At 46.1% G+C, this 13,909-nt stretch carries 16 protein-coding genes; 7 read left to right on the top strand and 9 right to left on the bottom strand.

Annotated features, from left to right (window positions below):
* Nucleotides 1-195: 195 nt before the first annotated feature.
* Entirely contained in the window at nt 196-870 is a 675-nt protein-coding gene (gene cssR, locus ACH97_RS01165; protein WP_009329557.1) for a two-component system response regulator CssR, read from the top strand.
* Nucleotides 867-2,213 (top strand): two-component system sensor histidine kinase CssS, encoded by a 1,347-nt coding sequence (gene cssS, locus ACH97_RS01160; RefSeq protein ID WP_003185106.1) that lies wholly within the window; start codon nt 867-869, stop codon nt 2,211-2,213. The genes cssR and cssS overlap by 4 nt, the downstream gene beginning before the upstream one ends.
* A 23-nt stretch (nt 2,214-2,236) precedes the next feature.
* Here the strand turns inward: cssS and spxO are convergent, their stop codons facing one another.
* Nucleotides 2,237-2,401, bottom strand: a complete 165-nt coding sequence (gene spxO, locus ACH97_RS23665; protein WP_009329558.1) for an anti-adapter protein SpxO — start codon at nt 2,399-2,401, stop codon at nt 2,237-2,239.
* A 187-nt stretch (nt 2,402-2,588) separates the two neighbouring features.
* Here spxO and ACH97_RS01155 point away from each other — a divergent pair, with 187 nt between their 5' ends.
* Nucleotides 2,589-3,473 (top strand): TetR/AcrR family transcriptional regulator, encoded by an 885-nt coding sequence (locus ACH97_RS01155; protein ID WP_020452897.1) that lies wholly within the window; start codon nt 2,589-2,591, stop codon nt 3,471-3,473.
* Between the two features lie 45 nt (nt 3,474-3,518).
* Here ACH97_RS01155 and fumC read toward each other — a convergent pair whose 3' ends face one another.
* Nucleotides 3,519-4,907, bottom strand: a complete 1,389-nt coding sequence (fumC, locus tag ACH97_RS01150) for a class II fumarate hydratase (protein ID WP_003185111.1) — start codon at nt 4,905-4,907, stop codon at nt 3,519-3,521.
* Between the two features lie 83 nt (nt 4,908-4,990).
* The gene (locus tag ACH97_RS22620; RefSeq protein WP_081043970.1) at nt 4,991-5,158 is read right to left on the bottom strand and encodes a YvzF family protein; all 168 of its coding nucleotides are present in this window, start codon (nt 5,156-5,158) and stop codon (nt 4,991-4,993) included.
* 123 nt (nt 5,159-5,281) lie between these two features.
* On the opposite strand from ACH97_RS22620, the gene ACH97_RS01145 reads away from it, so the two are divergent.
* Genes ACH97_RS01145 through ACH97_RS01130 form a run of 4 tightly spaced genes read left to right on the top strand, consistent with a single transcriptional unit; the run spans nt 5,282 to nt 9,338 of the window.
* Entirely contained in the window at nt 5,282-6,724 is a 1,443-nt protein-coding gene (locus ACH97_RS01145) for a spore germination protein (RefSeq protein ID WP_048349996.1), read from the top strand.
* On the top strand, nt 6,693-7,793 hold the full coding sequence (locus tag ACH97_RS01140; protein ID WP_048349997.1) for an endospore germination permease: 1,101 nt from the start codon (nt 6,693-6,695) through the stop codon (nt 7,791-7,793). The genes ACH97_RS01145 and ACH97_RS01140 overlap by 32 nt, the downstream gene beginning before the upstream one ends.
* Complete coding sequence (locus ACH97_RS01135) at nt 7,790-8,911, top strand: Ger(x)C family spore germination protein (protein ID WP_048349998.1); 1,122 nt, start codon at nt 7,790-7,792, stop codon at nt 8,909-8,911. Before ACH97_RS01140 ends, ACH97_RS01135 begins: the two co-directional genes overlap by 4 nt.
* Before the next feature lie 43 nt (nt 8,912-8,954).
* Nucleotides 8,955-9,338 carry a hypothetical protein gene (locus tag ACH97_RS01130; protein WP_003185122.1) on the top strand — a complete coding sequence of 128 codons (384 nt, stop codon included), beginning with the start codon at nt 8,955-8,957 and terminating at the stop codon, nt 9,336-9,338.
* Nucleotides 9,339-9,374: 36 nt separating this feature from the next.
* Here the strand turns inward: ACH97_RS01130 and liaR are convergent, their stop codons facing one another.
* The 6 genes from liaR to ACH97_RS01100 form a co-directional block, all read right to left on the bottom strand.
* The gene (gene liaR / locus ACH97_RS01125) at nt 9,375-10,010 is read right to left on the bottom strand and encodes a two-component system response regulator LiaR (RefSeq protein ID WP_003185124.1); all 636 of its coding nucleotides are present in this window, start codon (nt 10,008-10,010) and stop codon (nt 9,375-9,377) included.
* Nucleotides 10,011-10,013: 3 nt separating this feature from the next.
* Nucleotides 10,014-11,078, bottom strand: a complete 1,065-nt coding sequence (liaS, locus tag ACH97_RS01120; RefSeq protein WP_003185128.1) for a two-component system sensor histidine kinase LiaS — start codon at nt 11,076-11,078, stop codon at nt 10,014-10,016.
* A complete protein-coding gene (liaF, locus tag ACH97_RS01115) occupies nt 11,075-11,806 on the bottom strand; it encodes a cell wall-active antibiotics response protein LiaF (RefSeq protein ID WP_048350404.1) in 732 nt (243 codons plus the stop codon). Before liaF ends, liaS begins: the two co-directional genes overlap by 4 nt.
* 30 nt (nt 11,807-11,836) lie before the next feature.
* On the bottom strand, nt 11,837-12,700 hold the full coding sequence (gene liaG, locus ACH97_RS01110; RefSeq protein WP_025807519.1) for a LiaG family protein: 864 nt from the start codon (nt 12,698-12,700) through the stop codon (nt 11,837-11,839).
* A 105-nt stretch (nt 12,701-12,805) separates the two neighbouring features.
* Nucleotides 12,806-13,489: a stress responsive protein LiaH gene (liaH, locus tag ACH97_RS01105; RefSeq protein WP_009329563.1), complete on the bottom strand. Its 684-nt coding sequence runs from the start codon at nt 13,487-13,489 to the stop codon at nt 12,806-12,808.
* A 20-nt stretch (nt 13,490-13,509) separates the two neighbouring features.
* Nucleotides 13,510-13,896, bottom strand: coding sequence for a protein liaI (locus tag ACH97_RS01100; RefSeq protein ID WP_003185133.1), 387 nt, complete (start codon nt 13,894-13,896; stop codon nt 13,510-13,512).
* Nucleotides 13,897-13,909: the final 13 nt, after the last annotated feature.

The raw sequence follows: 13,909 nt of genomic DNA, 5'->3' as shown, positions 1-13,909 counted from the left end.
ATGGCATTAAAGCTTTAACATCCACAAAAAAAGAGACCCGGCCATCGTTCACTCTGTTTTCATTCCCTTTCTTCCCTGATGAATATGTTACGAAAACATTGTGGGATAAAAATGAAAAGAATATGTGAAATTATGAAAATTGACCAGACTTATGTTAAAACTAGTATAATGACGTAGAAAGGATGTGAACCGCCCTTGTCATACTCCATTTATCTAGTTGAAGATGAAGAGAATTTAAATGAATTGCTGACAAAATACTTAGAGAGTGAAGGCTGGCACGTCACTTCTTTTCTAAACGGTGAAAGCGCCAGGCAAAAAATAGGCCAGTCACCTCATTTATGGATTCTCGATATCATGTTACCAGATATCGACGGGTATACGCTAATAAAAGAAATAAAAAATCAAGATCCGGAAGTCCCCGTCATTTTTATTTCTGCGCGCGATGCCGACATTGACAGAGTGCTGGGGCTTGAACTGGGCAGCAGCGACTATATATCTAAGCCGTTTCTCCCCAGGGAGCTGATCATCCGCGTGCAAAAGCTGCTCAAGCTGATTTATAAAGAAGAACCGCCTGAGAAGAAAAAAGGAACGCCGGTTTCCTGCTATGAAGTCTATGAAGACTTGAGAGAAGTCTATGAAAATGGCAGCATGATCAATTTGACGTCAAAGGAATTTGATCTTCTGCTTCTATTTATAAACAACCAGGGCCGCGCCTTTTCAAGGGAGGATATTCTCACCAGCGTCTGGGGAGACGATTACTTCGGAACCGACCGCGTCGTCGACGATCTTGTCAGAAGGCTGCGCAAGAAAATGCCCGAACTGAAAGTGGAAACCATCTACGGGTTTGGCTACAGGATGTTGAAATCATGAAGAACAGGTCGCTCGCCTTTCAAATTTGGAGTGTCATTTGCGGCATCCTGTTAACGGTCTCGATTTTGCTGACGTTTCTATTCTCGACGACACTGCAGAACTTTTTCACTGATGAAATTTATACAAACATTGAAAATGAGCAGCATGTTCTGACGGAATACGGATTTTCCGATTCACCGGAAAGAGGCTTCGGCGGAAGCAGCGGCTCGCGAAGCACAAACCGCCACGTTCAGCACGTCCTGCTGCCTGAGAAAGGAACCGTCTATCAGAGCCCGCAGATTCTCCCCGATTCATTTATCGAGAAGGTGCAGAAGCTCGGGAAAAGGCAGGACGAGTCATCGAAAAGGTATTCGGAGAATGTCAACGGAGAGCACGTTTTCTTTGTGCTCAAAAAAATCCAGACCCAGGACCAGACGTTTCTGTTGTTATCCTATGCGCTTGATTCATACAGGGACGATTTGTCTCATACGCTGTTTAAGCAGCTGCTGTTTATTTTGATCGTCGTCATTTTGCTGAGCTGGATTCCTTCTATTTGGCTGGCGAAATATTTATCAAGACCGCTCGTCACGCTTGAAAAGCACGTCAAACAAATCTCTAAACAGGATTGGGATGATCCCGTGATTGTCGACAGGGAAGACGAAATCGGCAAGCTGGGGCACACCATTGAAGACATGCGGCAAAAGCTCATCCAGAAAGATGAGACAGAACGCACGCTCCTGCAAAACATCTCCCACGACCTGAAAACGCCGGTCATGGTCATCCGCGGGTATACCCAGTCGATCAAAGACGGCATCTACCCTAAAGGAGATTTGGAAAACACGATTGAAGTCATTGAAGGCGAAGCTGAAAAACTTGAAAAGAAAATCAAGGATCTTCTTTATCTGACAAAGCTTGATTATTTGCTGAGACAAGAAAGACAGTACGGAACTTTTGATATACAAGAGGTCATTAAAGAAGTTGTTGAACGCTTGAGATGGTCCAAAAAAGAATTGAACTGGAAGATTGATCTTGAAGAGGAAACAATGTTGACGGGCGATCAAGAACAATGGAGCAAGCTGTTGGAAAACGTTCTTGAAAACCAGATCCGCTATGCGGAGACATTCATTGACATCAGCGTCAGGTCGACGAAAGAACATACGTTGATCACCATTAAAAATGACGGACCGCACATTGAAGAAGAGATGCTTTCCAGCCTGTATGAGCCTTTTAATAAAGGGAAGAAAGGCGAATTCGGCATTGGACTCAGCATCGTTAAACGAATCTTAACGCTCCACCATGCTGACATGACCATTCGGAATGATCAAACCGGTGTGTGCTACTCAATATCCGTTCCGAGAAATTAGACTGTAGACGCTGCAGTCTTTTTTCATATAAACGAATAGCCGTTGAAATCCCGGTAGCTCGGCTTCACTGTGTTTTTTGGCTTTTTCATCCATTTCTTTTCGCACAGGACGTGCTTTGGATATTTAACTTTGTCCACCTTAATTCCCCTGCTGCGCAGGCGCCTGATCATGTCATCGATTTCTTTCATCAACCTTCACCCTTTCTCCGCAAATTTTGACCACTCGGTCACCTTACTTTATAATATAAATAATATCAAACAAAAAAACAAGTTACAATCTAGTTAAAAATATAACGGAGCAAAAAAAGTGACCCGCCAGTCACCCCGGTCCGCCGAAAGCCGCTTTTGGGTTCGATCTTTCAGGAAGGTGAAAGCTATGAAACAAAAAGAGAAAGTCATTATTGAAACAGCCATCAAACTTTTCGCTAAAAAAGGATACAGTTCTACTTCAGTTCAAGAGATTGCAAAAGAGTGCCAAATGTCAAAAGGCGCTTTCTACATTTATTTTAAATCAAAAGAAGCGCTCCTCCTTTCAGTCCTTCACTACTACTATGAAAGAATCTTTACCCGAATCCAGAAAATCAAAACGGAGCATGACCATCCGCGCGATGTGTACCGGATGCAGCTCGTCGTTTTTTTCGAAAACATTTTGGAGCATAAAGAGTTTATCACGATGCAGTTTAATGAGCGGTCGATGCCGATCAATGAAGAAATTGAGGCGTTTGCGAAAAAAATGCGGAGAACCACGCTCAGGCTGCACATCGAAAACATCCAGAACATTTACGGCAAAGACATTGAACCGTACAGCGCCGAACTGTGCTTTATGATCAACGGAATGAGCGATGTCTACCTTGAGCTGATGATTTTGCTGCACCATTCGTTCGACCTGCAGTCTCTCGCCGACCACATGCTGAACCGCCTCGACGATTTGGCGAAGGGGATGATCAAGCGCAATGACCAGCCGCTGATCCCATTCGAAAAAGCAGACGAGTGGTTCGGCCCATTTTACACATTTGATCCGCTGAAGGACGCCCTGCTCAATGAAATGCGCGTCAAAGCGAACAAGCAGTACAACGGCGCTCCTCCTGCAGACCTTGCCGAAAGCCTGGATATTCTGGAGAAAGAGCTGAGAAAAGAAAAACGCAAAAACGCCATTATCAAAGGCATGATAGCCAACTTGAAGGAATATCCCGCGATTCGAAAAGAAACGGACAAACTCGCCGAATTGCTCAAAAAAGACATGCACCATCCGCACGGATGATCCGCAAAACAAAACCGGCTGCAATGCATGCAGCCGGTTTGTTGATTATGCTTTCGGTTTCACCATTTCTTCAGGTTTAACAACTTCGTCGAACTGCTCCTCTGTCAAAAGGTTCAGCTTGAGAGCCGCTTCTTTCAGCGTCAGCCCCTCTTTATGAGCCAGCTTCGCGATTTTCGCAGCATTTTCGTATCCGATATGCGGGTTTAGAGCCGTAACCAGCATGAGAGAGTTGGTCAGGTTCTTCTCAATTGTTTCCCGATTAGGTTCGATTCCTACAGCACACTTGTCATGGAATGAATTCATGCCGTCGGCAAGAAGCTGAACGGATTGGAGGAAGTTGTAAATAATCACAGGTTTAAAGACGTTCAGTTCAAAGTTCCCCTGGCTCGCGGCAAAGCCGATCGTTGCGTCATTCCCCATGATCTGGGATGCGACCATTGTCAGCGCTTCGCTTTGCGTAGGGTTTACTTTTCCAGGCATGATCGAGCTTCCCGGCTCATTTTCCGGGATAAGCAGCTCGCCGATTCCGCAGCGAGGTCCGCTCGCAAGCCATCTGACATCATTGGCGATTTTCATGAGATCTGCCGCAAGCGCTTTAAGCGCCCCATGCACGTGTGTCAGTTCATCATGGCTTGTCAGCGCATGAAACTTATTAGGCGAGCTTTTGAATGTCTGCCCGGTCAGAGCGCTGATCTCTTCGGCAACGGTGCTGCCGAATTCAGGGTGGGCATTAATGCCTGTTCCGACGGCAGTTCCGCCGATGGCAAGATCGCGGATTTTTTCAGCAGCTTCAAGAATCATCTCTTTAGAGCGGTCCAGCATGTATACCCAGCCGCTGATTTCCTGTCCCAATGTCAGCGGTGTCGCATCCTGCAAATGAGTGCGGCCGATTTTGACAATGTCTTTGAAAGCTTCAGCTTTTTCATGCAGCGTGCTTCTCAACCGGTCAATCGCCGGAATCAGTTTATCGTGAATCGCGAGGACAGCTGCCACGTGCATAGCTGTCGGGAATGTGTCGTTAGAGCTTTGGCTGCGGTTGACATCATCATTCGGGTGGATTTTCAGGCTTGATCCTTTTTCCTGCAAATAAGCCGTTCCCCTGTTTGCCACAACTTCATTCATATTCATGTTGCTCTGTGTTCCGCTGCCGGTCTGCCAGACGACCAGCGGAAAATGGCTGTCATACTTTCCTTCTAAAATATCATCGCATACGGAAACAATCGCTTCCTTTTTTTCCGCCTCAAGATTTCCAAGCTTTTCATTGGCAATCGCAGCGCTTCTTTTCAAGATTGCAAACGCATACACAATTTCCTGCGGCATTTTCTCGGAACCGATTTTAAAGTTCTCCTTGCTTCTTTGGGTTTGAGCTCCCCAAAACTTATCGGCGGGAACCTTGACTTCACCCATCGTATCTTTTTCAATTCTGTAATCCACTTTCGAATCCCTTCCTTCTCTCAATCTGCAATAATCTATATTTCGATAAAAATCGATAAAACCCTTCCATTTAAATTTTATCTTTATTTTAATTTTAGCTCAATATAAACCCGGGTATCTTTTGCATATTTATATTTCGGATTTGATTTACCGTATTCTTTCGATACATATGAAACCTCATAATGCTTAGAAAAAGATTGAATAATGCGTTCAATCTCCTCCGGTTTCCCCGTAAGCCTGATTTGCGCCAACTTTCTCACTCCGTCTCTGTTCAATGAAAATTTCGCCAAACACTACTGTAACACAGTATATTGTTTTTTTAACAGGAAAAGATAACCTATACAACTCCAGAAACACCAGGGCAGGTGACGATCATGACTCAATCGGAATTCAAGGAACACATCCATGAAAATCTCGCAATGCTCCTTCCCCATCTCGAGCATAACGATGATCTGATTCAAAATAAAAAAATGCTGAAAAACGGAATCATTTTTTACTTTTTGTACTTTAAAGATTTGAATGATGACAAGAAAATCCAGAAGGCTGCGAAATTGCTTGTCTCCGATGACAGCTCCTATTCATTGGAGGATGTCCGGCTCCGCTTAAACAAGCTGAATGCGGAACCCGTTACAGCAAAAAAGGACGCGATTAACGCAATCTTCAAAGGAAAATGTCTGCTGTTGATCAACGGTTTGAATACTGTATTTGCACTGCCGACAGCTGAGAAAAAGAAAAGAAGCCTTGGAGAAGTGAATACAGAAAACGTCGTCAGAGGCCCGAAAGTCGGTTTTATCGAGGATGTCGATACAAATGTGGCTCTAGTCAGGCAGCGTGTCCCGGATAAAGAACTGACCGTGGAAAAAATCCCGCTCGGCAAGAGCAAGTTTAAAGACGCGACCATTCTCTATATCCAGGGCAAAGCGGACGATTCGATCATCAAAGATCTTAAAAAGCGCCTGAAAAAAGTTCAGCTGGATGATATTCAAGATACCGGCGTTCTTGAAGAATTAATCGAAGATAATAAGTACTCGCCGTTTCCGCAGATCCAGAATACCGAAAGACCTGACAAGGTTTCTTCAGCGCTGTTTAATGGACGGATCGCAATTTTTGTTGATTACTCGCCATTTGCCCTGATCGTGCCGGCTTCTTTCGGAATGGTGATGCAGTCCCCGGACGATTTTTACGAAAGATGGATCGCCACGACCTTGATCAGATTTCTTCGGTTCAGTTCGATTTTCATCACCCTGTTCCTATCGGCGTTTTATATTTCGCTTGTATCTTTTCATCAAGGCATGCTGCCGACGGCTCTCGCTGTTACGATTGCGAGCACGCGCGAAAATGTGCCGTTTCCGCCGCTCCTTGAAGCGCTGATTATGGAAGTGACGATCGAGCTCTTACGGGAAGCGGGACTGCGGCTTCCCAGCCCGCTAGGCCAGACGATCGGCCTCGTGGGAGGCGTCGTCATCGGCCAGGCGGCGGTCGAAGCAAATATCGTCAGCTCTGTGATGGTGATCATCGTCAGCATTATCGCCCTTGCTTCATTTACTGTGCCGCAGTACGGCATGGGCCTGTCGTTTCGCGTGCTTCGTTTTATTTCCATGGTGGCTGCAGCCGTGTTCGGGCTTTACGGGATCATATTGTGCATGCTCGCCATCTTCACCCATTTGGCTAGGCAAAGAAGCTTCGGCATCCCGTATTTTAACCCGAACCATTTATTCAGCTTAAAACATACGGATGAAGCCATTATTCGTCTGCCAACAAAAGCTCGGGAGGTGAACCGTAAAAATGGATCCAAAAAATCAGCACGATCGGATTAGCACGTATGAAGCCGCTTCGATCATAACCAGCACAATGCTCGGCGCAGGCCTGCTGACGCTGCCCAGGGCGCTGACGCAAAAAACGCTGTCGCCGGACGGATGGATCGTATTAATCTTTGAGGGGCTTGTCTTTTTTCTCATTATCTACATCAATGCAAAAATCGTTAAAAAACACAACGTCCTGTCTTTTTTTGATTACACAAGAGAAGGCTGCGGCTTTATAATCGGGAATATTCTCAACCTGTTAATCGTTTTATACTTCATGGGCGTGGCCAGCTTTGAAGCCAGGTCGATGGCTGAAATGGCAAAGTTTTTCCTTCTTCAGTTCACGCCGATGAGCGTGACGATTTTCGCTTTTATCGTCTGTGCAATTTATTTGGTTGTCGGGGGTATCAGCGATATGTCAAAGATATTCCCGTTCTTCCTGTCCGTTACCATTGTCATTCTTCTGATCGTCTGCGGACTGAGCCTGAATATGTTTCAGCTGAACCATTTGCGGCCGGTTCTCGGCCTTGGTTTGGAGCCGGTCAGCAGAGCTTTGACGGTCGTTTCCATTTCATTTTTAGGGGTGGAGCTGATGATGTTTCTGCCGAAATACGTCAAAAACAAAGAAAAGCTTTTTAAGGCATCGGCGATTGGATTTGGGATACCGCTCTTCTTATATATCCTCACCTTTGCGGTCGTTGTCGGGGCGCTGACCGCGACTGAGGTCATGACGTTGACATGGCCGACGATCTCGTTGTTTCAGTCTTTTGAGATAAGAGGGATTTTCATCGAAAGGTTCGAATCGTTTTTGCTCGTCATTTGGACGATCCAGTTTTTCACAACGTTTGTCGTCTATACGTACTTTGCCGCTTCAGGACTTGAAAACGTATTCGGATGGCCTGTGAAAAAAAACGTCCTCTTCATCGGCGTTGTCATCTATCTAGCATCCCTTGTCCCGCGGGACGCCAACCAGGTCAGCGCCTTCAGCGACTACCTTGGATATATCTTTATCGTTGTCTTCTGTGCACTTCCGCTTATGATCTTTTTGCTCGTGTCCATCAAAAGGAGGTTTACTTCTTCATGAAAAAAAAGGGAATGTTAGCAGCCCTTTCTCTGCTTCTCCTTTTAACAGGCTGCTGGGACAGCAGGCAGATCGAAAAGCTTAGCATCGCCATCGGCCTTGCCCTCGATAAAGGCGAGGACGATAAAAACGTGAAATTGACGTATCAGTTTCTTGTTCCTAAAAAGATCGGACAAGACGGCAGCGCTCAGGATCCGCCTAAAGTGGTGTCCACCTCCGGAAACACGGTCCATCAAACCATCCGTTCCACCGCTTTGAAAAATTTCCCGGTATTCTCGCAGCATCTGCAAGTCCTGATTTTCTCAGAGGAGCTTGTATCCGATATTTCTCTGGAAGCATTGATCAATCAATTTATTAGGGACAACAGCATCAGAAGGAGCAGCGAGGTCTATATGACGCCCGGAGCTGCCGACAGCATACTGAAGGTTGATGGTGCAAGTGACCCTGCGTCCGACGTGATCCACAGCATCTCTGAAAACAGAGCTTCGACGATCAAGCTGCTCAAGCCCGTCACATTGAACGATATTTCGATTAAAATGCAGTCTGATTTATCTTATATCATGCCGAAGGTTGTGATCGAAAAAGGACAGCTTCAGCTTGAAGGCGGCGCCGTGATCAAAAACAACAAATACCATGCAAACCTTTCGCCGTCTCAGATCGAAGCGCTGAATTTATTAACTGGCAATGCCATCGGCGGAGTGATCGACTCAAGGCATGATGGACATTTGTTCTCGTATGAAGTGTTTTCGATGACCCACCGCGTGCGGGCGATGAGGCAGAACGGAAAGTACAAATTCGTCGTAAATGCCAATATTAAAGGAAGGCTGTCAGAGGACTGGTATCTTGGAGAGGATTCTTTTAATGACCAATATATAAAAAACATAGAGAAATCGGTTCAAAAAGACATCAAAAAGCGGGTTGAGCAGCTGATCCATGTCCTGCAGCACGATATCAAAACGGACGTCACCGATTTTTCCGACAATGCGCGGATCAATTTTCCGAAGGAGTGGGAAAAAGACAGATTCAATTGGGACAAACACTTCAGCGAAGCCTATATCGACTATCATATTAAAGCGACGATTCAGGACTTTGGAACAAAAGGTGCGACAAAAAGCAGATAGCGCCCCGTTTTTCTGATAGAATGTGTTTGAAAGGGTGATGAGCTTGAAGCGGATATTGCACATGACAGGCATTTTTTTGATTGCAGCGGCAGTCATTCTGTCCGGATTCATTATCAGTGATGTCGCCTATGATCCGTTTATGGAGGATTCGCAGTCGATGCTTTTCTTCACGATCGGCACATACCTCACCACTCCGTTTTTTTGCTTCATCGGCGGATTCATTTTGCTAGGCATCGGCAAGTTGATCGACTTGCAGGAGAAACACAATGCCATAGTGGCCGAGCGGCTCGACATCATTTGCCAAAACGGTACAGCGGGCGAACATGCACGCGAAGAAAACGAGGCCGCCCAACTTACCGCCCGCACGGTTGAAACAGATTCATTCACTCTTCCTGCAGCCGAGGATCGAAAATATTGGAACGGCTGAAAAACGGCTTTCTTGAGAAAGCTGTTTTTTGTTTGATCAGTCGACAAGTTTGTTTCGGTGGGCGTAGATTGCGGCTTGTGTCCGGTCGTCGACTTCAAGCTTGGAAAGGATGTTCGTCACATGCGTTTTAACTGTTTTAATGGTGATATATAATTCTTCGGCAATACCTTTGTTTGTCTTGCCCTCTGCTACAAGTTTGAGGATTTCCAATTCTCTTGCTGTCAGCGATTGATGAAGGGGCTGTTCGCCGGCTGAATGTCTCAGCTTGGACAACACTTTTCCTGCGACTTTGGCTTCAAGCTTTGGTTCTCCGACGCTCGCAGCCCTGATCGCATCGGCGATTTCACTCGCTTTCGACGTTTTCAGCAAATAGCTGAGCGCTCCGGCTTCGATGACCGGATAGACCTTGTCATCATCAACGAAGCTCGTCAGAACGATGATTTTCGGATCGGCAAGCTGCCGGCATATTTGTTTCGTGGCCTCAATTCCGTCCATCCCTTCCATCACAAGATCCATCAAAATCACGTCGGGTTTGGTTTCAAGCGCCAATTCAACGCCGCGCTTTCCGTCTGATGCCTCCCCAATCACTTCAATATCAGGCTGGGATTCCAGGAAAGCGGCCAGCCCCATTCTCACCATTTCATGATCATCAATTAACAATACTCGAATCACCTTTTAAGCCTCTCCTTTTTGTTGTTCAAAAATCGGAACCTTTACATCAACCTGTGTTCCTTTTCCCGTAAATGAAATGATTTCTGCCACTCCGCCGACTTCGCTGGCTCTTTCCTTGATCGAGTTCAGCCCGTACGAAGATGTTTTGACGGCATCCATCTTAAATCCTTCGCCATTGTCAATGACTTTCAACTGGAGCTGTTTGTTCCTGAGCAGCAGTCTGACGGTGACTTTTGTCGCTTTTGAATGCCGGAACACGTTTGAGAGCGCTTCTTGAACGATCCTGAACAGGTGGTCTTCCACACCTTTCGGAAGTTTGCCCGCATCCTCAATCTCCCAATCGATGTCGATCGACTGTTTCGCTTTAAATTCTTTCAAAAGGTCTGCAAGCCCTTCTTGTAGACCTTTCCCTTCAAGGGTAACAGGTCGTAAATGCAAAAGCAGCGCCCTCATTTCATTCTGGGCATCGGCCGCCATTTTTTCGACCATTTTCAGCCTTTGAGCGAGCTTTTCATCAGCCGCAGCATCGATTCCCTCCAAAACAGCTGAAGTCATCATGGAAATCGCAAACAGCTGCTGGCTCACCGCATCATGCAATTCGCGCGCGAGACGCTGCCGCTCTTCGGAGATCACCGATTTTTTCATTTGATCCTGCCATTCCGCTCTCTCATTGGACAGCTTTTGCAAAGAGGCAACCTGTCTTTCGATCCGTTCGGCCATCTCATTGAGCTGGTCGGCGGCCAGCCCGATCTCATCGTCTCCAAGCGATGGAATCCGGTAGGCAAAGTTGCCGTTTTCGTACTTTAGAATAGACTCGATCAGCTTTTCAAGCCGTTTTTTCAGCTGATTGCCGAACATATAGCCTGAGCCGAACCCGACAGCTGTGCTGATCAATGCGAGAAGTGCGATAAACGGAATCCCGAACCACCTGGAAACGATGAGCACCCTCGGATCCAGCTGGTAATAAAACAGCATAAAGCCCAATACAGCAAGAAAAATCGTAAAGCTGACACCAAGGGATAAGCGGACGGCGCGCCATTGAATGTTTGCAAGCCTGTTCGTTCTCATATGAACCGCACATCCACATCGCCGATAAACAGCGAAATCGAAATTTTGACCCGTCGTGCCGACTGCTCGTAATTCTCTGTCTCGGTATAGATTTGATTGCCGATGCCGCTTTTTCGGCCGCCGATAACGTCAATGTCTCCAATGAACGCAGAGGAGCTGATGGACACTTCAAGGTCGGACGGGATGTAAATATCGACATCTCCGATCAACCCCGTGATGACGATGGTGTTTTCTCCCTCTGAAATAATCGCTTTTGACAAATCGATTTTCACGTCACCGATAAACCCGGAGATATTCAATTCATTTAAGTCAAAAGGTGTTTTCATCAATTTTACATCACCGAAAAAGAAGCTGCGCTGTCCCGGGCTGTTCTTCTCCTGAAGCGGCTTGGAATCCGTCTTTTCCTTCTCCCTGCCTTTCGGCTTATGGCGGTCAAATACCGGCTGGTTTGTCACCAGCCGGTATCCCGCATAAATTAAGAAAGCGGCAAAGAAGAAGCCGAACAGGCTGAATGTAATGCTGAAGATGTCTTTCAGCAGCAGAAAGCCTGCAAAAATATACATGACAGACCCGAGCCAGCGGCGGGAATATTTGTGGAGAAAATACCCGGCAAAAAGAAAAGCGAGCGGCCAGAATAACGCGTCTCCAAGCCCGCTGTTTTGCAAAAATATGCTGATTCCGAAGAGTACGATGATCAGTCCGATCAGCTGGTTTTTTGTAAGACGCATGCTGACTCGAGCCCCCTTTCTTCTTGTCGATTACTCAATTGAGACATTCCCGCTCGTAATTGAGATGTCGATTTTATTTTTTCCATTTCCTTTTTTTCCAGTCAGCGTCCGCTTCTCATTGGCGACTTGGTCAAATGAATAGGAATGACTGATGTTTCCGCTTGTCGACTCGGCTTCAAGCCTGATGTCGGCATCATCGGGCAGGCTGAGCTTGGTGTTTCCGGATGTCTGTTTGATGCTCAGAGAATCGTTGATCTCTGTAAAGGAAGCGCGCAAATTGCCCGAAGTCTGTTTGATGCTGAGTTTGCCGGTGACATTTTCAAGTTTTGTATTACCGGATGTGGAGCGGATATCAGCAGCTGCCGTTTGAACGTTTTCCAGCCTGACCGATCCTGACGTCCCTTTTACAGAAAGGTCTTCCGCCTGAAGGTCATCGGCCTTGAGGCTGCCGCTTCCCGACTTTAAGGCTACATTTCGCAAATGCAGACCGCCGCCGGACAGTTTGACATTTCCGCTTCCAGAAGAAATCGACAGATCATCTTTATATTCAGAAGGGATCTTGACAATCAGCTCATTTTTCTTCCAGAAAAACGGCCAAAAGCCTTTCGAATGAGCGGAAAGCTGAAGAGTACGCCCCTGTTCGGACGAATCAAGCCGGACGTTTTTTCCTGAAATCTCGGCTTTTATATCATCGCGGTTTTCAGCTTGAATGTTGACTGTTATACTCTTTGCATCAATGTCAATTTTATCGATGTCTTCCGCCTGTGCATGATATGTGCGGGCTGACTCTTCATCGAAGCCGAAGAAAGAAAAGCCTTCACGCCCATTAAACATCATGCCTGCAAGGATGAGAATGCCGGCGATGATCAGCAGTTTTCCAACCGTTTTTTTCATTTAGAAAACCCTTTCGGCTAGTAAGTGTATGCTCCTTATTATAAGGAAAATGGTCTTTGAAAGAAATCAAAAATTGCATAAGGGGCTGTGAGAGCCCCTATTCGTTTATGCATTTCCCGCAGGTGTCTGCTTTTCCAAGCCTGTCTTTTTAGCCCTCATTTTTTCCAGCTCTTCTTCCACTTCTTTTGCATATTCAAGGCGGCCGAATGGGCTGCTTGATGAAGCTGATAATTCAGCATAGCTGTTCACCCTTGTTTCCATCTCTTCAATCCGGTTTTCCATTCTCATAAATTCCCGGTAGGCGCTTTCGCTGTCGATTTTATTAAATGATGCATTCATATGTTCTTTCGCTTTCACCGCGTTTGCCCTGGCGATCAGCGCATGCTTGCGGTCTTTGATATCGCGCAGTTTAACCTCAAGTGTCTCCAGCTGTTCCTTTAATTCAGCAAGCTGCTTTTTCGCGTGCTGGTGAGCGTCCTTGTATTCAGCAGCTTTTTCTTCAAAATACTTCATTTCTGAGAGCGCCTTTTTAGCAAGTTCTTCTTCACCCGCATCAAAAGCGAGCTGAGCCTGGTTTCTTCGCTTGACAGCAAGCTTTTCGGCTTCTTCCACTTTTCCTTTAAAACTATGTTCAATTGTCTGCTGCTTGACGATGGTATGCTTCGCCTTGGCGATATCGCTTTCCATGTCGCGTACGTATTGATTCAGCATCACCCGTGGGTTCTCCAGTTTATCCAATCCTTCATTTACTGATGCGACAAACATGTCTCTGATTCTTTTTAAAGCCATGATCTCGTCCTCCTAAAATATTATTTATTCTTTTTCAAAAAGTCTTCCCACTCTGCATCAAAGCCTGTGTCATATGAAGCTGCGGAAGGCTCCGTTTTCTCTGAATAAAGGATGTCATCCTGTTTGTCATCTTGCTTCATCATTTTCCATCCGAAATAAACCATGGCTGCAGCAACCGCGATGCCGATCAGAAACGGCAATGACCCTCCCAAAAACATGATGCCGAAGATCGCGGCCAGTACCGCGGCAAACTGGCGTCCTTCCTTCCATTTTTTCACGGAATAGAATAGAAGCAATGCTCCAATAGCACCTGTAACCAATCCGCCGAAATGGCCTCCGCCGAAGAACAGGGAGACGCCAAAAAGGATTAGAAAAAAGCCGATGATGGACTTCCCATTTATATTCATATTTGCTCCTCCT

Source organism: Bacillus paralicheniformis, assembly GCF_001042485.2.
GTDB lineage: Bacteria > Bacillota > Bacilli > Bacillales > Bacillaceae > Bacillus > Bacillus paralicheniformis.
The sequence above is the reverse complement of the archived record's forward strand: the minus strand, read 5'-3'. Positions and strand labels throughout refer to the sequence as shown.

Excerpts from the sequence above, each read along its gene's own strand:
- liaH (WP_009329563.1), bottom strand. The coding sequence starts at position 13,489 with ATGGCTTTAAAAAGAATCAGAGACATGTTTGTCGCATCAGTAAATGAA.
- ACH97_RS01145 (WP_048349996.1), top strand. The coding sequence starts at position 5,282 with ATGACTCAATCGGAATTCAAGGAACACATCCATGAAAATCTCGCAATG.
- liaS (WP_003185128.1), bottom strand. The coding sequence starts at position 11,078 with ATGAGAACGAACAGGCTTGCAAACATTCAATGGCGCGCCGTCCGCTTA.
- liaF (WP_048350404.1), bottom strand. The coding sequence starts at position 11,806 with ATGCGTCTTACAAAAAACCAGCTGATCGGACTGATCATCGTACTCTTC.
- ACH97_RS01155 (WP_020452897.1), top strand. The coding sequence starts at position 2,589 with ATGAAACAAAAAGAGAAAGTCATTATTGAAACAGCCATCAAACTTTTC.
- ACH97_RS01140 (WP_048349997.1), top strand. The coding sequence starts at position 6,693 with ATGGATCCAAAAAATCAGCACGATCGGATTAGCACGTATGAAGCCGCT.
- ACH97_RS01135 (WP_048349998.1), top strand. The coding sequence starts at position 7,790 with ATGAAAAAAAAGGGAATGTTAGCAGCCCTTTCTCTGCTTCTCCTTTTA.
- ACH97_RS01100 (WP_003185133.1), bottom strand. The coding sequence starts at position 13,896 with ATGAATATAAATGGGAAGTCCATCATCGGCTTTTTTCTAATCCTTTTT.
- spxO (WP_009329558.1), bottom strand. The coding sequence starts at position 2,401 with ATGAAAGAAATCGATGACATGATCAGGCGCCTGCGCAGCAGGGGAATT.
- liaG (WP_025807519.1), bottom strand. The coding sequence starts at position 12,700 with ATGAAAAAAACGGTTGGAAAACTGCTGATCATCGCCGGCATTCTCATC.
- cssS (WP_003185106.1), top strand. The coding sequence starts at position 867 with ATGAAGAACAGGTCGCTCGCCTTTCAAATTTGGAGTGTCATTTGCGGC.